Source organism: Delftia sp. NA_296.1 (assembly GCF_052692095.1).
In genome coordinates, this window is the sequence record NZ_JBQZGF010000018.1 from 54,108 (window position 1) to 74,507 (window position 20,400).

At 66.7% G+C, this 20,400-nt stretch carries 20 protein-coding genes and 1 tRNA gene; 14 read left to right on the plus strand and 7 right to left on the minus strand.

The features are described 5' to 3' along the window. The first annotated feature begins 120 nt into the window (after positions 1-120). From ACUTR7_RS28650 to ACUTR7_RS28670, 5 genes are all read left to right on the plus strand, one after another. A complete protein-coding gene (locus tag ACUTR7_RS28650) occupies positions 121-471 on the plus strand; it encodes a four-helix bundle copper-binding protein (protein ID WP_034390859.1) in 351 nt (116 codons plus the stop codon). Positions 472-622: 151 nt separating this feature from the next. Further along, positions 623-982 carry a hypothetical protein gene (locus tag ACUTR7_RS28655; RefSeq protein WP_012203894.1) on the plus strand — a complete coding sequence of 120 codons (360 nt, stop codon included), beginning with the start codon at positions 623-625 and terminating at the stop codon, positions 980-982. 134 nt (positions 983-1,116) lie between these two features. Then, entirely contained in the window at positions 1,117-1,398 is a 282-nt protein-coding gene (locus ACUTR7_RS28660; RefSeq protein ID WP_012203893.1) for an H-NS histone family protein, read from the plus strand. Between the two features lie 265 nt (positions 1,399-1,663). After that, positions 1,664-2,665 carry a hypothetical protein gene (locus tag ACUTR7_RS28665; protein ID WP_445610363.1) on the plus strand — a complete coding sequence of 334 codons (1,002 nt, stop codon included), beginning with the start codon at positions 1,664-1,666 and terminating at the stop codon, positions 2,663-2,665. Beyond that, a complete protein-coding gene (locus ACUTR7_RS28670) occupies positions 2,662-3,708 on the plus strand; it encodes a hypothetical protein (RefSeq protein WP_445610364.1) in 1,047 nt (348 codons plus the stop codon). Before ACUTR7_RS28665 ends, ACUTR7_RS28670 begins: the two co-directional genes overlap by 4 nt. A gap of 101 nt (positions 3,709-3,809) precedes the next feature. On the opposite strand, the gene ACUTR7_RS28675 is transcribed toward ACUTR7_RS28670, so the two are convergent. Both ACUTR7_RS28675 and serS read right to left on the minus strand, forming a co-directional pair. After that, positions 3,810-3,899 (minus strand) — tRNA-Ser (locus tag ACUTR7_RS28675). 33 nt (positions 3,900-3,932) lie between these two features. Next, the gene (gene serS / locus ACUTR7_RS28680) at positions 3,933-5,249 is read right to left on the minus strand and encodes a serine--tRNA ligase (RefSeq protein ID WP_012203833.1); all 1,317 of its coding nucleotides are present in this window, start codon (positions 5,247-5,249) and stop codon (positions 3,933-3,935) included. A 137-nt stretch (positions 5,250-5,386) separates the two neighbouring features. On the opposite strand from serS, the gene ACUTR7_RS28685 reads away from it, so the two are divergent. Then, on the plus strand, positions 5,387-6,085 hold the full coding sequence (locus tag ACUTR7_RS28685) for a CBS domain-containing protein (protein ID WP_096915443.1): 699 nt from the start codon (positions 5,387-5,389) through the stop codon (positions 6,083-6,085). A gap of 76 nt (positions 6,086-6,161) precedes the next feature. On the opposite strand, the gene ispH is transcribed toward ACUTR7_RS28685, so the two are convergent. Together ispH and ACUTR7_RS28695 are read right to left on the minus strand one after the other, a co-directional pair. Next, positions 6,162-7,160 carry a 4-hydroxy-3-methylbut-2-enyl diphosphate reductase gene (ispH, locus tag ACUTR7_RS28690; protein WP_012203831.1) on the minus strand — a complete coding sequence of 333 codons (999 nt, stop codon included), beginning with the start codon at positions 7,158-7,160 and terminating at the stop codon, positions 6,162-6,164. A 1-nt stretch (position 7,161) separates the two neighbouring features. Beyond that, a complete protein-coding gene (locus ACUTR7_RS28695; RefSeq protein ID WP_012203830.1) occupies positions 7,162-7,632 on the minus strand; it encodes an FKBP-type peptidyl-prolyl cis-trans isomerase in 471 nt (156 codons plus the stop codon). A 96-nt stretch (positions 7,633-7,728) separates the two neighbouring features. On the opposite strand from ACUTR7_RS28695, the gene radC reads away from it, so the two are divergent. The 5 genes from radC (at position 7,729) to ACUTR7_RS28720 (ending at position 13,368) form a co-directional block, all read left to right on the plus strand. Further along, the gene (gene radC, locus ACUTR7_RS28700) at positions 7,729-8,409 is read left to right on the plus strand and encodes a RadC family protein (RefSeq protein WP_445610365.1); all 681 of its coding nucleotides are present in this window, start codon (positions 7,729-7,731) and stop codon (positions 8,407-8,409) included. A gap of 49 nt (positions 8,410-8,458) precedes the next feature. Further along, positions 8,459-8,971, plus strand: a complete 513-nt coding sequence (locus tag ACUTR7_RS28705) for a sigma-70 family RNA polymerase sigma factor (RefSeq protein ID WP_315532780.1) — start codon at positions 8,459-8,461, stop codon at positions 8,969-8,971. 8 nt (positions 8,972-8,979) lie between these two features. Next, the gene (locus ACUTR7_RS28710) at positions 8,980-9,972 is read left to right on the plus strand and encodes a FecR family protein (RefSeq protein ID WP_445610366.1); all 993 of its coding nucleotides are present in this window, start codon (positions 8,980-8,982) and stop codon (positions 9,970-9,972) included. 97 nt (positions 9,973-10,069) lie between these two features. Next, the gene (locus ACUTR7_RS28715; protein ID WP_445610367.1) at positions 10,070-12,640 is read left to right on the plus strand and encodes a TonB-dependent siderophore receptor; all 2,571 of its coding nucleotides are present in this window, start codon (positions 10,070-10,072) and stop codon (positions 12,638-12,640) included. 68 nt (positions 12,641-12,708) lie between these two features. Then, a complete protein-coding gene (locus tag ACUTR7_RS28720; protein ID WP_013803859.1) occupies positions 12,709-13,368 on the plus strand; it encodes a Smr/MutS family protein in 660 nt (219 codons plus the stop codon). A gap of 30 nt (positions 13,369-13,398) precedes the next feature. Here ACUTR7_RS28720 and ACUTR7_RS28725 read toward each other — a convergent pair whose 3' ends face one another. After that, positions 13,399-14,682, minus strand: coding sequence for an MFS transporter (locus ACUTR7_RS28725; protein WP_043824820.1), 1,284 nt, complete (start codon positions 14,680-14,682; stop codon positions 13,399-13,401). Positions 14,683-14,717: 35 nt separating this feature from the next. Beyond that, entirely contained in the window at positions 14,718-15,224 is a 507-nt protein-coding gene (locus ACUTR7_RS28730; RefSeq protein ID WP_445610368.1) for a MarR family winged helix-turn-helix transcriptional regulator, read from the minus strand. A 105-nt stretch (positions 15,225-15,329) separates the two neighbouring features. Here ACUTR7_RS28730 and ACUTR7_RS28735 point away from each other — a divergent pair, with 105 nt between their 5' ends. Further along, positions 15,330-15,950 (plus strand): PaaI family thioesterase, encoded by a 621-nt coding sequence (locus ACUTR7_RS28735; protein WP_199958907.1) that lies wholly within the window; start codon positions 15,330-15,332, stop codon positions 15,948-15,950. Positions 15,951-16,022: 72 nt separating this feature from the next. Here the strand turns inward: ACUTR7_RS28735 and ACUTR7_RS28740 are convergent, their stop codons facing one another. Next, positions 16,023-18,101: a bifunctional 2',3'-cyclic-nucleotide 2'-phosphodiesterase/3'-nucleotidase gene (locus ACUTR7_RS28740; RefSeq protein WP_445610369.1), complete on the minus strand. Its 2,079-nt coding sequence runs from the start codon at positions 18,099-18,101 to the stop codon at positions 16,023-16,025. A 722-nt stretch (positions 18,102-18,823) separates the two neighbouring features. On the opposite strand from ACUTR7_RS28740, the gene ACUTR7_RS28745 reads away from it, so the two are divergent. Together ACUTR7_RS28745 and ACUTR7_RS28750 are read left to right on the plus strand one after the other, a co-directional pair. Then, positions 18,824-19,222, plus strand: coding sequence for a hypothetical protein (locus tag ACUTR7_RS28745; RefSeq protein ID WP_445610370.1), 399 nt, complete (start codon positions 18,824-18,826; stop codon positions 19,220-19,222). Between the two features lie 64 nt (positions 19,223-19,286). After that, entirely contained in the window at positions 19,287-20,177 is an 891-nt protein-coding gene (locus ACUTR7_RS28750) for a LysR substrate-binding domain-containing protein (protein WP_016450106.1), read from the plus strand. Positions 20,178-20,400 lie beyond the last annotated feature (223 nt).

The following is a 20,400-nucleotide window of genomic DNA, read 5'->3' on the forward strand; positions in this document are numbered from 1 at the left end:
CTTGCGGTCTTTGACACAGCCCCGTTCGCGGGGCGTTTTCTTTGGTGCGGATAGCTGCCAGCGAATGGCCAAGGAAGAACGCCCTGCGCAACTTCACTCCCTCATTCCTGGAGAACTGCCATGAATACCACCCCACCTGCCATCGACTACAAGGCCTGCATGGACGCCTGCCAGGCCTGCGTCATTGCCTGCAATACCTGCGCCGCCGCCTGCCTGGAGGAGTCAGACGTCCAGATGATGGCCGCCTGCATTGCCCAGGACCTGGAATGCGCGCAGATCTGTGAACTGGCCGTGGCCGCAATGGCGCGCCAGAGCCCGCATGCGCCGGACATCTGCCGCCTGTGCGCCCAGATCTGCCAGGCCTGCGCCGACGAATGCAGCAAGCATTCCCACGACCATTGCCAGACCTGCGCGGCAGCCTGCCAGCAATGCGCCATGTCGTGCAATCTCATGGGCATGCAGTCGCACTGACACGGCTGGCATGGGCCATGACAGCCGCCCAGGCAGAAATCCTGCAAACACGCAGGAAAAAACGCCACCGGCGCTGTCGCCAAACGCCGCGCCTTCGCGGAACCGGGCCTGCCTACACTTTGATGCATATCCAGGCACACAGGAGGCAGACATGGCACTCGAAATCAGCGCAGAGGAACGGTTCTTCACCCTGCTGAACCAGTTGAAGCACATGCCTCCCTGCTCATCCCGCCAGGAGGCACACGACATGCTGTTGCTGCTCTGGATGCGCATCTGCGAAGGCGCCGGCGCTCGCCGGGAATTGCTCAACCGCATGCGGCAACGCACGCTGTGCGCAGAACATGGCTGGAAAAACCTCGACAAAAGCCCTTGCCATCTGGATTCGGACACCCTGCCAGGCATCCGCATCTATCTGCACTCCAACGGCACCATCGTCATTCAAAGACAGGGGGGAGCGCAGGATTCCGAAATCCTGCACTTCAGCGCCAGGCGCGAATTTGCCGAGGCCTAGGCCCGGTCCGCGCACAGCGCCTGGGGGCAGGCGGAGCAGAGGCTAGGTGCAAACACCAACGATGTCCCACATGCGACATGGGCCCTGTCTCCATAGAATGCGTCATTGTGTAGCACACTATCCATGAGGAATACATGACAGCAGATTACAAAACCCTCCTCCAGCAGAAGGCCGAGCTTGAGGCAAAGATCGCCGCCACCCTGAAGGCGGAAAAAGGCGGAGTCATCGCCAAGGTCCGCGAACTCGTCGAGCAGTTCGGTCTGACCCAGGATGACATCTTCAGCACCGGCAAGGCCAAGTCCGCCAGCATTGGCGTGGCCAAATACCGCGACCCCGCCAGCGGAGCCACCTGGACCGGCCGGGGCAAACCGCCGCGCTGGATTGAAGGCAAGGACCGCAAGGCCCTCGAGATCTGAGCACGGCCCGCCAGCGCGGGCCTTTTTTATGGCTGCAACTGCCTGCTGCGTCAGCACAGGCTGCAGTTGCACTACCATCATTGCGTTGTTCTGCAAAGGCAACAGAGCCTTGAGCAACTCACAGGGCCTTTGGCAAAGACGCTCCCCTGCCAGGAGTCTCCGCCGCAAGCCAAGATGCCTTTGCGCAGCACATCTGATCTCATGCAAATCGGCCCACGCCGCGCGGCTTCAGCGATCATTATTCATACTGCATCGAAAAGACATCATGCTTGATGGATCAAAAACACTGGTGATGATTGCTTTCTTTTGGATGACCATGGTCCATGGTGCACCAGGACAAAACGTCCAATCACCGATCTTGCTTCATGAAAGAACATCGCCCACTGCTTTTCCAGTCGCCATTTATCGTGGCATCAAGGTGGATGATTTCAGAAAACTGGTGATCAGTGCTTTCGAAAGCGCCCGGTTTTCCCATACGGCCATTGAAAAATCGAAGGATGGAACGGCGCAATACAAATTCTTCTATTCCGTGGCGACGGGTGGAAAAATTCAGCGCGTTGATGTGGTCCTGCGGGTGGACGAGAACCTTGACAAGAGCAAGAGATGCGCGAGCTGCTTCTTGCGGCTGACCATGATTCCCGAGCTCCCCAGCCTTCAATCTTCTTCGTGGATGCTTCAGTACGATCTGAGTCGCCAGGTTTTTTCGGCCATCGATCAAGCCTATGCCAGCATTCACGATCTCGGGCGAAAATCCATGGACGCAGATTTCGGGTTCAACTATAGAAACAAGTGGCGAGGAGAAAGAAATCTATACGAAAACTCATTTGTCGGCATTGATCCATCAAGTCTGAAGACCATGATCATCGACGCATACAGCGTTGCCGGCTTCAAGCTTGCAGGCGATGCAACGAAGGATTCCATCCTTTCCGAATTGACCTTCTCTTTTCCCGTCGCTCCAGATCAAACAGAAGGCGTTGTCTACAAAATTTCTCTGGCAAGCCAACTCGACGCAAGCAATCGCTGCTATCCCTGTGAGATCAGTGAGGTCTATGACCCTCACCAGCGACTGCCGGCAGCGGGCCTGTCTGGCATGTCCAGCCGGCTGACGCTCGAGTCACGCTTTACCGCTGCCCGCATGCAGGCGCTTGAAAAGCTCAAGAGTGGCACCGAGCACTATTTGCGCCCGGAAACCGTTTTCACCATCCCGCCAAAGCCCGCACCGCTCGGGTCGCCCCGGCCGCAGATCCAGCCACCCATCGTCACATGACTGCCCTGCCACACGCAAATGCCATGCGTGCCGGCCTGCTGGCACGGCATCCAGGGTTCGACGGCCTGTTCATTGCCGGCACGCTGGCATTGGCCCTCGGCATGGCGGCCATGGCTTCGATATCGCCTGCCATGCTGCTCGCCATCGTGCTGGTGGATACCTGGCTTTTCGCCAATCCTCATGTCATGGCCACCTTGACCCGGATCGGAGCCAGCATGGCCGATATCCGACGCCATCGCTTCCTGATCTTTGGCCTGCCCGTGATCGTGCTCGGCGGTGTGGTGGCGACCGTGCTGGCATTCGAGGTCGCCGGGCTGTTCACGCTATATTTCTGCGCGCAGAGCTATCACGTGGCGAGGCAGTCCTTCGGCATCGCCAGGGCCTATCGGCGCTCGGGGATGCATCCCTTTCGCCAGGACCGGCTCGCAGAAGCCGTCATCTACCTCGTTGCCGCGTGGGGGCTGCTTGCCCGCTGCGCCCAGGCGCCCGAGACCTTTCTGGGCTATCCCATCCAACTGCCTGCCGTACCCGCCCAGGCGGCCAATGCGATGGGCGTTGCGGCCATCGCTTGCAGCGCCTGCTGGCTATGGCGACAGGCTCGCCTGGCTCTGACGGGAAACATCGATTGGCGTCACGATGGCTTTGTGGCCTCGCATGCATTCACCTGCTTCGTGGCCTACATCTGGATCACCGACATCACGCTCGGATGGCTCCTGATCAATCTGTGGCACAACCTGCAATACCTGCTATTCGTCTGGGTGCAGAACATCCGCCGCGAGCGACAGACACAAGCCGACAAGGCGTCGGAGACCAGCTTGTGGAAGAACGCTGCCCGGTATGGTGGTGTGTGCCTGGTACTGGGCTCAATGCTCTACCTGGCCATCGACTGGGCAGGCACACAACTGCTCTGGCTGGGGCTGCCCACTGTGCTGATAGCGCACTTCACCCTTGGTTTTCATCACTACCTGGTGGACGGGGTGATTTGGAAGCGGCGTGCTGCCTCAGCGGAGCATGGCTCACTTGTCAGGCGCGATTGCAAGTAAGCAACCGGGCAAGGCCTTCCCATTCCCATTGCAGGCGGCCACCGGCACGCCAGAAACAGAAAAACCCAGTGCCGTTTTCACAGCACTGGGTTTCATGTTTCTGGCGGAGAGGGAGGGATTCGAACCCTCGGTACGTTCGCACGTACGCCTGATTTCGAGTCAGGTACAATCGACCACTCTGCCACCTCTCCGCAGCGTCGAAGCTGAAATTATAGCCTAAAAATTCAGGCCTTCAGCAAAGTCTGTCCACCCATGTACGGGCGCAGCGCCTCGGGGATGGTCACCGAGCCGTCGGCGTTCTGGTAGTTCTCCAGCACAGCCACCAGCGTGCGGCCCACGGCCAAGCCGGAACCGTTGAGCGTGTGCACCAGCTCGTTCTTGCCCTGGGCATTCTTGAAGCGTGCCTGCAGGCGGCGCGCCTGGAAGGCCTCGCAGTTGGAGACCGAGCTGATCTCGCGGTAGGTGTTCTGCGCAGGCAGCCAGACTTCCAGGTCATAGGTCTTGGCCGCGCCAAAGCCCATGTCGCCCGTGCACAGGCTCATCACGCGGTAAGGCAGGCCCAGCTTCTGCAGCACGGCCTCGGCGTGGCCGGTCATCTCTTCCAGCGCCTCGTAGCTCTTTTCCGGATGCACGATCTGCACCATCTCGACCTTGTCGAACTGGTGCTGGCGGATCATGCCGCGCGTATCGCGGCCGTAGCTGCCGGCCTCGGAACGGAAGCAGGGGCTGTGGGCCGTGAGCTTGATGGGCAGCTGGTCCTCGGCCACGACCACGTCGCGCACGAAGTTGGTCAGCGGCACCTCGGCCGTGGGAATCAGGTAGAGCGCCGCGTTGTCGGGCACGGGCTCGCCGTCCTGGCCGCCCTTCTTGGCGGCGAACAGGTCGCCCTCGAACTTGGGCAACTGGCCCGTGCCCTTGAGCGAGTCGGCATTGACGGCGTAGGGCACATAGCACTCGGTGTAGCCATGCGAGTCGGTCTGCAGGTCGATCATGAACTGCGCCAGGGCGCGGTGCAGGCGGGCGATGGGGCCCTTCATCACGGTGAAGCGCGAGCCCGACAGCTTGACGCCCATGTCGAAATCCAGGCCCAGCGGCTGGCCCACGTCCACATGGTCCTTGACCTCGAAATCAAAAGTCTTGGGCGTGCCCCAGCGGCGCGCCTCCACATTGCCGCTTTCGTCCGCACCGACGGGCACGCTGTCGTGCGGCAGGTTGGGCACGGCCAGCAGCATGGTCTGCAGTTCGCCCTGGATCTGCTCCAGGCGCGTGGCCGACTGGTCCAGCTCGGTCTTGAGGCTGCCGACTTCGGCCTTGGCGGCCTCGGCAGCGTCCTTCTCGCCCTTGCCCATCAGCATGCCGATCTGCTTGGACAGCTGGTTGCGCTTGGACTGCAGCTCCTCGGTCCGTGTCTGCAGGGACTTGCGCTCTGCTTCCAGGGACTGGAAGGCCTCCACATTCAGGAAGGCCTGGGGCTTTTTGCGGGTCTCCAGCCGTGCGACGGCCGAGTCAAGGTCTTTGCGAAGAAGAAGGATATCGAGCATAGCCGGCAATTTTAGGCGGTATCGCCATGGCAGCGCCCGCCCCTGGGCGTTGGGGGTCTTGCCGCTACAGAAATCCCGCGCCAGCGCCGATACTTCCGATATGCCGCCCACAGCGGTTTGCGCACCCGGGAGCACCCATGTTTTTTGTCTTCGGTCCCAACGGACAGATGTTTCGCGGTCCCGCCGAGCGGCTGGGCCAGGTGGCGCCCGTGCGCCGCGTACAACGCCCGCAGGCCCTGCGCACGCGCTCGGCCGATGTGATGGCGGGCGACGCCACCGCCTCGTTCCCCGCCATCCTGGCCGACCTCGCGGGCCAGCCTGCCGGCGCGCCGGAGCCCGCGCCGCGGCTGCGCGGAGCGGTCGATGCCTATCTTTCCACGGAAAAAGGCCCCAGCCAGCCACGCCAGCCCCTGCAGACCGTGGCCGACGTGATGAGCCACGAGGCCGTGACGGTATCGCCCGAGGCCGGTGTCAACGACGCCTGGCGCGTGCTGGCCGAGCACGGCGTGGCCCAGGCGCCCGTGCTGGATGCCGGTGGCCGCGTGGTCGGGCTGCTGCTGCGCGCCGACATGGCGCCGCTGGACCTGCTGCCCGAGCCCGGTGCGATCAAGGACGCCATTGCCCTGGCGCGCCGGCCCGTGAACGAGGTCATGATCTCCCCCATTCCCACGGTGGCCACCACCACCGACCTGCGCCGCGTGGCCGGCGTGCTGCTGGAGACCGGCCTGCCGGGCCTGCCCGTGACCGATGAGCAGGGCCTGCTGGCCGGCTTCATCAGCCGCACCGACATCCTGCGCGCCGTGGCCTCCGATCCTCCGCTGGATCTGTGGAGCTGAGGCTTTCGGCCCCACCATGCAAAACGGGCGCCAGGCGCCCGTTTGCTTTTTGGCCAATGTCCGCTGCGCCTGCGGTTCAGCCGCCCGTCTCGGGCTGCTTGCCCACGGAGATCTCCAGCCCCGTGGCCGCGTCTATCTTCAGGCCCTTGGGCAGCGGGAACTTCACGGTCTCCTCAATGCCATCCATCTTGCGCACCGACAGCGCGCCCAGCTGGCGCAGGCGCTGGATGACCTCGTCCACCAGCACCTCGGGGGCGGAGGCGCCGGCCGTCAGGCCCACGCGCCCGGCATTGGCAAACCATTCCTCGCACAGCTCGCCCGCGTTGTCCACCATGTAGGCGGGCGTTCCCAGGCGCGCGGCCAGCTCGCGCAGGCGGTTGCTGTTGGAGCTGGTGGGGCTGCCCACGACGATGAGCACATCCACCTGCGGCGCCAGCACCTTGACGGCGTCCTGGCGGTTTTGCGTGGCGTAGCAGATGTCCTGCTGCTTGGGCTCGCGCACCTGCGGAAAGCGGGCGCGGATGGCCGCCGTGATGCCGGCGGCATCGTCCACCGACAGCGTGGTCTGCGTGACCACGGCCAGCTTCTCGGTCTGGCGGGGGGTGACACGGGCCACATCGGCCTCGTCCTCGACCAGGTGGATGCCCTCGGACAGCTGGCCCATGGTGCCCTCGACCTCGGGATGCCCCTTGTGGCCGATCATCAGGAACTCGTAGCCTTCCTTGGCGAGCTTGGCCACTTCCACATGCACCTTGGTCACCAGCGGGCAGGTGGCGTCGAAGATGGAGAAACCGCGCCGCCGCGCCTCTTCCTGCACCGCCCGGCTCACGCCGTGGGCGCTGAACACCAGGGTGGAGCCGGGCGGCACGTCGTCCAGCTCCTCGATGAAGATCGCTCCCTTGGCCTTGAGATCGTTGACCACGAAGGTGTTGTGCACGATCTCGTGGCGCACGTAGATGGGCGCGCCGAACTTGGCCAGCGCACGCTCCACGATCTCGATGGCGCGGTCCACGCCGGCACAGAAGCCCCGGGGCTCGGCCAGCAGGATTTCCTGGGGCGAGGTCGAATCCAGCACCTCAGAGCACCCCGATGATCTGCACTTCGAACGTCACCGGCTGGCCCGCCAGCGGGTGGTTGAAGTCGAACAGCACGGCGCCGTCCTCGCGCACCTGCACCACGGCGCCCGCGTAGCTGCCCAGGCCGTCGGGCGTGGGGAACTGCACCACGTCGCCGGGCGCGTACTGCTCGTGCGGGTCGCCCAGCTCGTTCATCAGCTTGCGCGCCACCCACTGCATCATGTCGCCGTTGCGCTCGCCGAAGGCTTCGCCGGCCGGCATCTCGAACGTGGTGCGCGTGCCTTCGGCCAGGCCCAGCAAGCGCTGCTCGACGGCGGGCGACAGCTCGCCCGCGCCCAGGGACAGCGTGGCGGGCTTGTCGTTGAAGGTGTTGATCACATCACCTGCAGGCCCGGACAGGCGGTAGTGCAGCGTGAGGAACGAGCCGGTCTGGACCGTGGGGAGGGCCGAGGAAGAAGCGCTAGAGGTCATGGAAGTCCCGATAAACTGGCCCGTATTGTAGAAAAACATCCATGCCCCCACGCCCCGTGCAACGGTGTCCCTGCGGCGCCCCCACCTGGCTGAACCATGGCTCTCAAAGACCTGCCTGCCCAGGCCCAGCCGCGCGAAAAGCTCGCGGCACACGGCCCCACGGCGCTTTCCGATATCGAACTGCTGGCCATCGTGCTGCGCACCGGCATGGCCGGCAAGGGCGTGCTGCAGCTGGCCCAGGAACTGCTGCAGCTGCCCGGCCGGGCCGGCCTGTCCGGGCTGCTGCAGGCCGGGCACGCGGACCTGAAGGCCATCAAGGGGCTGGGGCCTTCCAAGTGCGCGCAACTCCTGGCCGTGCTCGAACTGGCGCGCCGCGCCATGGCCGAGCAACTGCGCGAGCGCCCGGCCCTGGCCTCGCCCGAGGCCGTGGCGCGCTACCTGCAGCTGCACCTGGCGGCGCGCCAGCATGAGGTCTTCGCCGTGCTGTTCCTGGACGGCCAGAACCGGCTGATCGCGCTGGAAGAAATGTTCCGGGGCACGCTCACGCGCACCAGCGTCTACCCGCGGGAGGTGGTGCTGCGCGCCCTGCACCACCATGCGGGCGCCGTCATCCTGGCCCACAACCATCCCAGCGGACAGGTCCAGGCCAGCGCCGCCGACAAGGCCGTCACGCAGGGCCTGCAGGCCGCCCTGGGCCTGGTGGACATCCAGGTGCTGGACCATGTGATCGTGGCGCCCGGTGCCTCGCTGTCCATGGCCAGCGAGGGGCTGATGTAGGCAGACTCTGTAAAATGAGAAAAATTCTCATTTACAAAACCGCTGCACCATGCCCTCCCCGTCCACCGCCGACCCGGTGCACACGCTCTACGTCGCCCACCATGACTGGCTGCACGGCTGGCTGCGGCGCAAGCTGGGCAATTCCCACCAGGCCGAGGACCTGGCGCATGACACCTTCGAGCGCGTGGTGGCGTCCCGGCAGGCCCATGCCATCCAGGAGCCGCGCGCCTACCTGACCACGCTGGCGCAGCGGGTGCTCTACAACTTCTGGCGCAGGCGCGAACTGGAGCAGGCCTGGCTCGATGCGCTGGCCACGCTGCCCGAGGAAGTGGCGCCCTCCCCCGAGGACTACGCCCTGGTGCGCGAAGCCATCGAGGCCCTGGACCAATGGCTGGACGGCCTGCCCCCGAAGGTGCGGCAGGCCTTCTTGCTGCGCCGGCTCGACGGCCTCAGGCATGCCGAGATCGCCGAGGCCATGGGCGTGTCCATTGCCACGGTGGAGCGCTACATGAAGCAGGCCCTGGTGCACCTGTACCTCTCGCCGCTGGCATCCCACGGCTGATCGCCTGCATGGATGCCGCCACCGATCAGGCCATCGACTGGCTGGTGCGCCTGGACTCGGGCCACGCCAGCGATGACGACCGCCGCGCCTTCGCCCACTGGCTGCGCCAGTCGCCCGGCCATGCCCAGGCCTGGGCCATGGTGCAGCAACGCCTGTCCGCCGGGGTGGAGCCCGCCCTCGTGCAGTTGCGCCGGCAGGGCGGGGGCACGGCGTCCCTGGGCCTGCAGGCGCTGGTGGCGCCCATCCCGAAGGCCGCGCGCAGGCGCGGCCTGTTGCGCGGTGGGCTGGCCGCCCTGCTGGCCAGCACCGCCACGGCCTGGCTGGTGCACCGGCAAACACCGCTGACCACGCTGGCCGCCGACCTGCGCACGGGCACCGGCCAGCGCAGCCACCACCGGCTGCCGGACGGCAGCGAGATCGAACTGGACGCCCGCTCGGCCGCCGACATTGCCTACAGCGACACCCGCCGCCTGGTGCGCCTGCGCGAAGGCGCGCTGCTGGCGCAGGTGGCTGCCAGCGCGCCGGGCCAGCACCTGCGCCCGTTTGTCGTGCAAAGCGCCCAGGGCACGGCCCAGGCGCTGGGCACGCGCTTCATGGTGCGCCAGGCAGAAGGCAGCACCCTGGTGCATGTGCTGGAGCACAGCGTGCTGCTCACCAGCCTGAACGGCCGGCAGCACCGGCTGCAGGAGGGCCGCAGCGCCTGGATCGACGCCGACGGCATCCGCACGCAGGACACCGCCCACCTGGCGCCGGCCGCCTGGGCCGACGGCGTCATCGACGTGCGCGACCAGCCGCTGGGCGAGGTGATCGACGCGCTGCGGCCCTACCAGGCCGGCATCATCCGCATCAGTCCCGAGGCCGCGCGCCTGCGGATCTTCGGCGTGTTCCAGCTGGCCCGGCCCGACCAGGTGCTGCAGGACCTGGTGGACACCCATCCCGTCAGCGTGCGCCGCTGGGGGGACTGGCTGACGGTGATCGACGTGCGAGACCGGTCCGCTTGAATCTTTTTTGCGCCGCGTGAGGGGTTTTGCCGCCCTTGTCGCACATACGGAATGAAAGCCCTTCATTTCCACCGCAACGACAAGGACCTCCGACTCCATGGCCTCCGCACGCCGCCCTCTCCGTATCCCGCAGCCTGGCAGCACGCCCGCACACCGCAGGCCGAGCCCGCCCTCGCTGCTGCTGCCCGTGGCCGCCGCGCTGGCCTGGTCGCTGTCCGCACCGCCGCAGGCCTGGGCACAGCCGGCGGCGGCCAGCACATCGCAGGCAGCCGCCACGCTGGAATGGAACCTGCCCGCCGGCGCGCTGGACGACTCGCTGGCGCGCATCGCCCGCCAGGCCCAGCGCAGCATCAGCGCCGATCCGGCCCTGCTGGCCGGCAAGCGCGCGCCCGCCATCCGGGGAAGCTACAGCGTGGAGCAGGCCGCCCAGCTGGCGCTGGCCGACAGCGGGCTGCGGCTGGCACGCACGCCCCAGGGCACGCTCACGGTGCTGGCCTCCGTCGCCGCGCCCGCAGCGTCACCGGCCACGGCAACGCCGGGCCGCGCCCAGGACCATGCGCTGGCCGAGGTCAAGGTGGTCGCCCAGGCCGACCGGGCGGGCACGACCGAAGGCACGGGCAGCTACACCGCGCGCGGCCCCAGCGGCGTGGCCACGGGCCTGGCGCTGAGCGTGCGCGACACGCCGCAGTCGGTCAGCGTGATGACCCAGCAGCGCATGGAGGACGAAAACCTCACCAGCATCAGCGAGGTGCTGGCGCGCGTGCCGGGCATCTCCACCTCGGCGCTGGGCACCGAGCGCAGCAACGCCAACGCGCGCGGCTACCCCATCACCAACTACCAGCTCGACGGCGTCAGCACGCACACCGAATTCCTGGGCCTGGACGCCCTGCCCACGCAAAGCATTGCCGACATGGCGCTGTACGACCGCATCGAGGTGCTGCGCGGCGCCTCGGGCCTGACCACGGGCGCGGGCGATCCGTCCGGCATCGTCAACATGGTGCGCAAGAAGCCCACGGCGCAGTTCCAGGGCTCGGCCGAGGCCAGCGTGGGCTCCTGGGGCAACCGGCGCGGCGTGCTGGACCTGTCCTCGCCGCTCAACGCCTCGGGCAGCGTGCGCGGCCGCCTGGTCGCCGTGCACCAGGAGGGCGACAGCCACATCGACTTCTACAGCAAGAAAAAAGACGTGCTCTATGGCGTGATCGAGGCCGACCTCACCTCCACGCTCAAGCTCACCGCCGGGCTGGACCACCAGCGCGGCCGCTCGCGCGGCTCCATGGCCTACCTGGGCTTTCCGCTGTTCAGCAGCGACGGGCGGCAGACCGACTTCCCCGTCTCCTTCAACCCGGCCAGCCGCGACAACCGCTTCAACACCGACTCCACCAGCGCCTTCGTCACGCTGGAGCAGGCGCTGGCCAACCGGTGGCAGCTCAAGCTCTCGGCCAACTACCTGCGCTCCAACCAGCGCGAAGACGCGGTCTACCTGGCCGTCAACAACAGCCTGTTCGACCGGGAGACCGGCGATGGCCTGTCGCTCAACGCCGAGCGGCGCGACTACCGGCTGCGCAACAAATCCGTGGACATCAACCTGCGCGGCCCCTTCAACCTGGGCGGGCGCGAGCACGAGGCAGTGCTGGGCTTCGACTACACCGACTTCCAGAGCCTGACCGACGGCAGCTTCGACATCACGGGCCTGCGCAACAAGCCCGTCAACATCTACCAGTGGGACAGCAGCGGCAGCCCGGTGTTCGGCGACCGCTTCGTGGTCTTCGACAGCACGCGCCGCCAGACCAGCCTGTACGGCGCCGGCCGCTTCGCGCTGGCCGACGACCTCAAGCTCATCGTGGGCGGCAAGCTGTTCAACTACGACAGCGACTACCGCACCGACACCACGGCCGGATACCACGAGACCGCGCCCTCGTCCGAGCGCCGCGTGTTCACACCCTACGCAGGCCTGGTCTACACGCTGAACCCGCAGCACACGCTGTACGCCAGCTTTGCCACCATCTACAGCCCGCAGACCTCGCGCGACCGCAACGGCTCCTTCCTGGACCCGCAGGAAGGCAACACCTACGAGGCCGGCATCAAGAGCGAATTCCTGGACGGGCGCCTGGCCACCAGCGCCGCCGTCTACCTCATCCGCCAAGACAACCTGGCCGAGTCCGATCCCGGCCAGTTCATCCCGGGCACCACCACCACCGCCTCGCGCGCCATCAAGGGCGCCAAGACGCGGGGCCTGGACCTGGAAGTCAACGGCGCCATCAACCGCCAATGGTCGATTGCCGCCTCCTACAACTTCAGCGCCTCCGAAGACGCCACGGGCCAGCGCATCAACACCACCTTCCCGCGCCAGATGGCCCGCCTGTGGACCACGTACCGCATGCCCGGCGAATGGCGCAGGCTGACCGTGGGCGGTGGCGTCAACTGGAGCAGCGGCATCGAGTACAGCGGAGAAGCCTGGCAGGTCGGCAAGCAGGTCAGCGCACGCCAGGCCTCCTACGCCGTGGCCGGGCTCATGGCGCGCTATGACGTGAGCGACCAGCTGTCGCTGACGCTGAACGTCAACAACCTGTTCGACCGCAAGTACATAGCGGCCATGTCGGGCTGGTGGTATTCGGGCATGTATGGCGCGCCGCGCAACGTCCAGGTCAGCGCCCGCTATCGCTTCTAGGCTCGCCGGCCATTGAGAGGGCGCCATGGCCGCCGGGGTGCCGAAATTGCGGTACAACCGGCGTCACCATGACTTTGAAAGCCACCAGCCTGCAGGACCTCGCGCCAGTGCGCCGCGCACTGGCCGAAGCCGCCGCCCAAGAGGCCCTGCTCCAGCAGCAGCGCGCCGAGGCGGCGCGCCGCCTCCTGGCCGAGCAAAAGCTGTTCGAAAACACCGTGGGCCCGGTGCATGCGCTCAAGTCCGCGCACGCCCGCCACCTCCATGCCCCCGAGCCCCCCGAGCCGCTGCCCCTGCAGCTGGAGCTGGACGAGCAGCGCGTGCTGCAGGAGGCCATGAGCGACGAGTTCGACGTCAGCACCCTGCTGGACACCGACGACCAGCTCAGCTTCCGGCGCCCCGGCATCGGCCTGGACGTGACGCACAAGCTGCGCGCCGGCCAGTGGAGCATCCAGCGCCAGCTGGACCTGCACGGCCTGCGCGTGGACGAGGCGCGCGAGGCGCTGGGCCAGTTCATCCGCCTGTCGCACCGCACCGGCATACGCTGCGTGCGCGTGGTGCACGGCAAGGGCCTGGGCTCGCCGGGCAAGACCCCCGTGCTCAAGGGCCGCGTGCTGCGCTGGCTGGTGCAGAAAAAGGAAGTGCTGGCCTTTGTGCAGGCCCGCCCGGCCGAAGGTGGCGCGGGCGCACTGGTCGTCCTGCTGCAGCCGGGCAAGCGCCAGCTGTACTGAAGGCGTGGATGGCGTGAACGGTGATGGGGTTCAGGCCGCGGCCACCGCCGCCGCCTTGCGCGCCCGCCCTATCACCAGCGCCATCACCGCCGCCACCAGGCAGGCCAGGCCGGCCGCATACAGCGCGGGCGTATAGGTCAGCAACAACGTGCGCGTCAGGCCCGCGCCCCAGGCAGCGGTGGCCGCGCCCAGCTGGTGGGCCGCGAAGATCCAGCCGAACACCAGCCCCACCTTCTGCGGCCCGAAATGCTGGGCCGTGAGCTTGACCGTGGGCGGCACCGTGGCGATCCAGTCAAGCCCGTAGAACATGGCGAACAGGCCCAGGCCGTAGAAGGTGAACTCCGAATGCGGCAGCCAGAACAGCGACAGTCCGCGCAGCCCGTAGTACCAGAACAGCAGCTTGCGGTTGTCGTAGCGGTCCGACAGCCAGCCCGACAGCACGGTGCCCACGAAGTCGAAGGCCCCCATCATGGCCAGCACCGACGCGGCGGGCACCGCGCCCATGCCGTTGTCGCCGCACAGCGAGATGAAGTGCGTCTGCACCAGGCCGTTGGTGGACAGGCCGCAGATGAAGAAGGTGCCCGCCAGCAGCCAGAAGGTGCGGTTGCGCGCGGCCTCGGCCAGCACCTTGAAGGGCGTGCCGAAGTTCATGGCCATGGCCGGCGGCGGCGGGGCCGAGGCATCGCCGCCAAAGGGCACCAGGCCCAGGTCCGAAGGCCGGTCCCGCACGAACAGCAGGGCCAGCACGGCAATCAAGGCACTGGCCACGAACACCGGCACCGTGGCCGAGCGCCAGCCCCAGTGCTCGATCATCCAGGCGGCCAGCGGCAGGAAGGCCAGCTGCCCCGTGGCCGCACTGGCCGTGAGCACGCCGATGACCAGGCCGCGCCGCGCCGCAAACCAGCGGTTGGCCACCACGGCGCCCAGTACCAGCGCCGTCAGGCCCGTGCCCATGCCCAGCAGCAGGCTCCACAGCAAAAACAGATGCCACAGCTGCGTGGCCTGCGTCACCATCGCCATGGCGCCGCCCACCAGGGCCAGGCCCATGCACATCACGGCACGCAGGCCGAAGCGCTCCATCATCACCGCCGCAAACGGCCCCAGCAGGCCGAACAGCGCAAAGCGCAGCGCCAGGCTGCTCGATATCTGCTCCGTACTCCAGCCGAACTCGCGCGACAGCGGCTGCAGCATGGCGCCCGGCAGGCCCAGCGCCGCCGACATGGTCAGCATGGTGAGGAAAGTGATGGCCGCGACCAGCCAGCCGTAGTGGATGCCGCGCCGCTGCAGCCAGCGCGCCGTGGAGTTGGAGAGCATGGGAGTCTCTTCGGGGGTTGGGAATTCGGTAGGGCCTATGCCTGCGGGCCGTCTGCAGCGTTGCCAGCGCCAGCGCCAGCGCCATCGCCATTGCCATTGCCGCCATCGAGCAGCACCAGGCATTCGTCGATCAGCGCATGCAGGGCCGCCACGCGCTCCAAGCCCACGCGGGCGTTGAGCTCGTTCTGCGCGGTCTTCCAGCTTTGCTTGGCCTCTTCGCGCTTGGCCTGGCCCGCGTCGGTGATGTGCACCAGGCGGCTGCGCTGGTCCTCGCCCTGGCCCATGCGTACCCAGCCGGCGTCGATCAGCGGCTTGAGGTTGCGCGTCAGCGTCGAGGCGTCCATGCGCATGCGCCGCGCCAGGTCCGAGGGCCGCACCGGACCGGCGGCCAGCACGTGGCTGAGCAGCGAGTACTGCGTGATGCGCAGCCCCGTCTCGTTCAGATGGGCGTCATACACCTGGCCCACGCTGCGCATGAGCTGGCGCACGCGGTGGTTGGTGCAGCCCTGGGGCACGGCGAGGATGTCTGGATTCACTGGCATGGCGCAGATTATTGCATATACAACTGTTGTAGATACAATAATATCCACACCGCCATCCCAGAAAGCCTGGCGCCCGCACTTTTCCCAATGAAAGAGAGACATTCCATGGACACCCGCACCCACTCCCCGGAGCAGGCCGCCCACAGCCTCACCTCCGGCGCCACCTCCAGCCCCACCTCCGGCGCCATCTCCCCTGCCCTGCAAGCCTGGCTGGACGAGGAACAGGCGGTCACCCTCCGGCTGGACGCCGGCCCCGGCGCAGGCGTATCGCGCCCCGACCAGGTCGCAGGCCGCAGCGGGCTGGAGCTGATGCAGGCCATGCTGCGCGGCGAACTGCCCTACCCGCCCATTGCACGCACGCTGGACTTCATGCTCATCTCCGTGGGCGAAGGCAGCGCCGTCTTCCAGGGCCGCCCCGGCGCCAACCACCTCAACCCCATGGGCACGGTGCACGGCGGCTGGTTCGCCACCTTGCTGGACTCGGCGCTGGGCTGCGCCGTCCACACCTGCATGCCGCCGGGCCGGGGCTACACCACGGCCGAGCTGGGGGTGAACCTGGTCAAGGCCCTGACCCCGCGCGTGCCGCGCGTGCGCGCCGAAGGCCGCGTGCTGCACTGCGGCCGCCAGCTGGCCACGGCCGAGGCGCGCCTGGTCGGCCCCGATGGCACGCTCTACGCCCACGCCACGACCACCTGCCTGGTCTTCGAGCTGCCGCCTGCGCGCTGAAGCCCGTTCGGCACAAGCAAAAAAGCCCCGTGCCAGATGCACGGGGCTTTTTTGTTGCTTGCCTGCCGGAACTTACTTCGACAGATCCAGGCGGTACTTGGACGTGCCCTTGCCCGAGCCGTCATCGGCCGCCACCAGCGAGATGTTGGCCAGGCCCGCCGCCTGCGCCACCGGCAGCGCGTTGGCGCCGGAGCTGAACACCACGTTGGCCGAGGTGGCCACCTTGGTGAAGCGCCAGCTCTTGGCCGCGCCATTGGCAGCGCGCGTGATGCTGCCCTTCTTGCGCACGTAGCCGATCACCACGTCGCGGTTGGCGTCCGGCGAGGCCCAGATGGCGCTGGAGCCGTCGAGCTTGGCGATGAAGCTCTTGCCGCTGGTGGCGCGGTAGTTGTTCGTGGCGATCACGAACTCCTGCGCCGGGTCGATGGCCTTGCCCAGGTACTGCAGGTTCCTGATGCGGCTGCCCACGGGCTGGGTCACGTCGATCTCGTACTGCACATCGGCCGTGGTGAACATGTCGAAGTTGTAGCCCGGGAAGGTGCTGATCAGCTGCTGCTCACCCGTCTTGGCCGGATCGATCTGGTTGAAGCGCTTGGCGGCGGCCTCCAGCCAGTCCTTGATGTCGGCGCCATTCACCTTCACCGCATACACGGTGTTGGGGTACAGGTACAGGTCGGCCGCGTTGTAGATGGCCAGCGGGCCCACGGCCACGTCGGTGTAGTCGGCGCCGCCCTGGAAGCCCGACTTGAACGGCGCGCTCACCGACAGCACGGGCAGCTGCGCGTACTGCGGCAGGCTGGCCTTCACATAGTCGGCCACATAGTCGCGCTGCGCCTGGTTGACGATCTGGATGGCGCCCGGGTCGCCCACATCGGCGAACAGCGTGCTCATGCGGAAGTCCGTGCTGCCGATGGGCGTCTTCACGTACTGGATGGCGGCCTGGTGCTGGCTCTCGATCAGCGGCGCCACCGTCGGGTCCACGGCCACGTAGGTGGCCTTGCCTGCGGCGTCCTTGCCGGTCTGGATATTGCGCAGCTCGCTCTTGCCCGCGCTCTTGTCCACGCTCCACTGCTTGCCGTCCCACTTGAGCGCCAGCTGGATCACGCCCAGCGCCTTGCCCCAGGAACTGGCCATCACCGACTGCACGCCGTTGATGGTGCCCGCCTTGTTGTCCACGCCAGCCTGCGTGAACGCCGGCGTGGCCGCCGTATCGGGGAACACGCTGTGCTGGTGGCCCATGACCATGGCGTCGATGCCGGCCACCTTGCTCAGGTGCAGGCCGGGGTTCTCCATCGTCGGCGAGTAGGCCGCGCCGTCCAGGCCGCCGTGCAGCATGGCCACCACCACATCGGCGCCCTTGGCGCGCATCTCGGGCAGGTACTTCTGGGCGGACTCCACGGCGCCTTCGGTGTAGAGCTTGCCCTCCAGATAGCGCTTGTCCCAGTTCATGATGCCCGGCGTGGTGAAGCCGATCACGCCGATCTTGATGGGCAGCTCCACCGCCTTGCCATCCTTGTCCTTGGCCGCGATCTTGCGCTCCAGAATCACGTAGGGCTGCACCAGCGGCTGCTTGGTCTTGCTGCTGTAGACGTTCGACAGCGCCATGGGAAAGCCATTGCCCGCGCACTTGAGCGCCTTGTCCACGCCGTCCACGTCCAGGCCGCCGCCCAGCACCTGGTTCAGGAAGGGCAGGCCGTAGTTGAACTCATGGTTGCCCAGCGTGCCCGCATCGAAGCCCAGCGCGCCCATGGCCTTGTACATGGACAGCTGCTGCGTGCAGGGGATCTTGGCCACCTCGGCCTCGTAGTCGGCCAGGGCCGTGCCCTGGATGGTGTCGCCGTTGTCCACCAGCAGCGTATTGGCAAACTCCTTGCGCGCCGCACGCACCAGCGTGGCCGTGCGCTCGAAGCCGTAGGAGGCATCCTCGGCCAGCTTGAAATAGTCATAGCTGCGCACATTGAAGTGCAGATCCGTGGTCTCCAGCACGGCCAGCGTGGCCGTCGCAGGCTGGCTGGCCACCGGGGGCGTCGTGCTGTCGTTGCTGTCGCTGCCACCGCAGGCGGCCACCAGCGCGGCGCTGGCCAGGACGCTCAGCGCCAGGCGGCGGGACAGGAGCAGGGATTGCAATGTGGGGAGTTTGCTCAGCGGCATGTGGTTTTTGTGGGGGTGGTGAAGGGGGTGAGTGTGGTGGTGGGGGTTTACAGGGGTGTGACAGGTGGGGGTGGGCGTGGGGCTTGTTCTGGTCTTGGTCAGGTGCTGTTTTTTGTCCCTGCCGGGGGGTTTCTTTTCGAGGCCGGGTTTCGGCCCGGCAGCCGACCTACCTTTCTTTGATTCGTCAAAGAAACGTAGGCCAAAGAAAGACGACCCGGATGTCCGCGACCCCTTCGCTTCGCTGCGGGGCAACCTGCGTCGGGCCACCTGCGGGGTTCGCTGCGGAACTCGCTGCGTTCACTGCGTGAACTCCGCTCAGACAACCGCAGCGAGTCAGATCACGAAGCAGTCCTGTCCTTCGGCAGGACTGCAACCCCGCAGGCGGCCCGACGCAGGCGCTGACATACGGGGAGTTTGCTCGGGCCTTCGCTGCGCTCGGCCTGGTTTCTTGATACGCAGCCGTTAAACTTGCGGCGAGCCGAAAGGCTTGGTGTGTCGTAACACCAATACAGAGGTGCGGCCCCCACCTTGAAGGGGGCTTTGTCATGTCCAGATTCCTGGGGCAGATGCGTCATCGCGCGTCCGTCTCCAACGGTTTTGGACGGGATGGGCTTACCCGCAAGGATGGCCGCACGTCTGTATACGTGTTACGAACATCCCGTCCACCCGTTGCCCGTCGTACGGTGGCGTGTGGTTCTCTTGATTCATACAGGAACCAAGACATGCACCCTCTCACCGCCACTAAGGCGACCTCTCCCCAACCACCCCTTCTTCCCACCTGGCGGCAGGCCATGCATGCGTCGCTGGGCCTGGTGCACAGCACGCTGCAGCAGTTGATCGAACTGATGGTCGACGATCCCGACAGGGACGACAGCGAAGTCGATGTGGACTGCGCCGTGGAGCTGGCGCTGGAGCACATCAAGCGCATGAGTGTCCAGCAGCACGCGGACCGCTATGCCTTCGAGGTGGAGTGGATCAAGGCAACGGCGGCGCTGCGGCTGGCGCAGGGCGCCTTCGGGCGGCCGGAATCACGCTTCGGCCTGCGGCTCAAGGATGCCATCCAGCAGCTGGAGATGCTGCCGGAGCTGGTGGAGTTCGTGGACCAGGACGACGGCGAGTGAACTGTGCGGCGCGCCCGTATCTCTGTGAGAAACTGGCCCGCCGAACACCCCCTTGCCTTCACCCATGGAACTGCGCCAGCTGCGCTACTTTGTCGATATTGCCAAGACCGAGCACCTGACGACATCGGCCAGGAACCTCTATGTCACGCAGTCCACGCTCTCGCATGGGCTGCGCCAGCTGGAAGAGGAGCTGGGCATGGCGCTGTTCGAGCGCATTGGCCGGGGGCTGAAGCTGTCGCAGGCCGGCGTGGTGTTCCGCAACTATGCGGAGCGTGCGCTGCATGAGGTGGAGGCCGGGCGCATGGCGCTGGCCGACCTCAGCGAGCTGCAGACCGGCACGCTGACCATCGGCGTGATTCCCACCTTCCTCAACACCCTGGTCGCCCCGGCCGTGGCGGCTTTCATGCGTGCCTATCCCAAGGTCAACGTGGTGGTGATCGAGCTGCTGGCCCCGCCCGTGGAGCAGGGATTGCTGGACGGCAGCCTGGACCTGGGCGTGAGCTTTCACCCGCCCCAGCGCGCCGAGCTGGACGCGCTGCCGCTGTTCGACGAACGCATGATGCTGCTGGTCAACCCATCGCACCCGCTGGCCGGGCGCCGTACGCTGTCCGTCAAGTCGCTGGCCGGCGTGCCGCTTGCCCTGCTGCCGCGCACGTTCTACACGCGCAGCCTGATCGAGGACGGGCTGCGCACCGCAGGCGTCACGCCCTTGCTGCGCGCGGAAATGGGCTCGGTGGAATCGCTGATCGCGCTGTGCCGCTGGGGCGACATGGCCACCATCGTCCCCGAGCGCGCCGCCCAGCAGGCCACGGACATGGTGGCCATCCACCTGGTCGCCCCCCAGCTCATCCGCACGGCAGGCCTGCTGTGGCGCCGAGGCGCCAGCTACAGCGCGGCCGCGCGCGAGTTCGCGGCGCAACTGGCCCCCGCCACAAGAACCAACATGCCCCGCTAAAAAAACACCAGGCCGAGCGAAGCAAAGGCCCGAGCAAACTCCCCGTATGTCAGCGCCTGCGTCGGGCCGCCTGCGGGGTTGCAGTCCTGCCGAAGGACAGGACTGCTTCGTCAACTGACTCGCCGCAGTTGTCTGAACGGAGCGCGCAGCGCGCAGTGAGTTCTGCGGCGAACCCCGCAGGCGGCCCGACGCAGGTTGCCCCGCAGCGCAGCGAAGGGGTCGC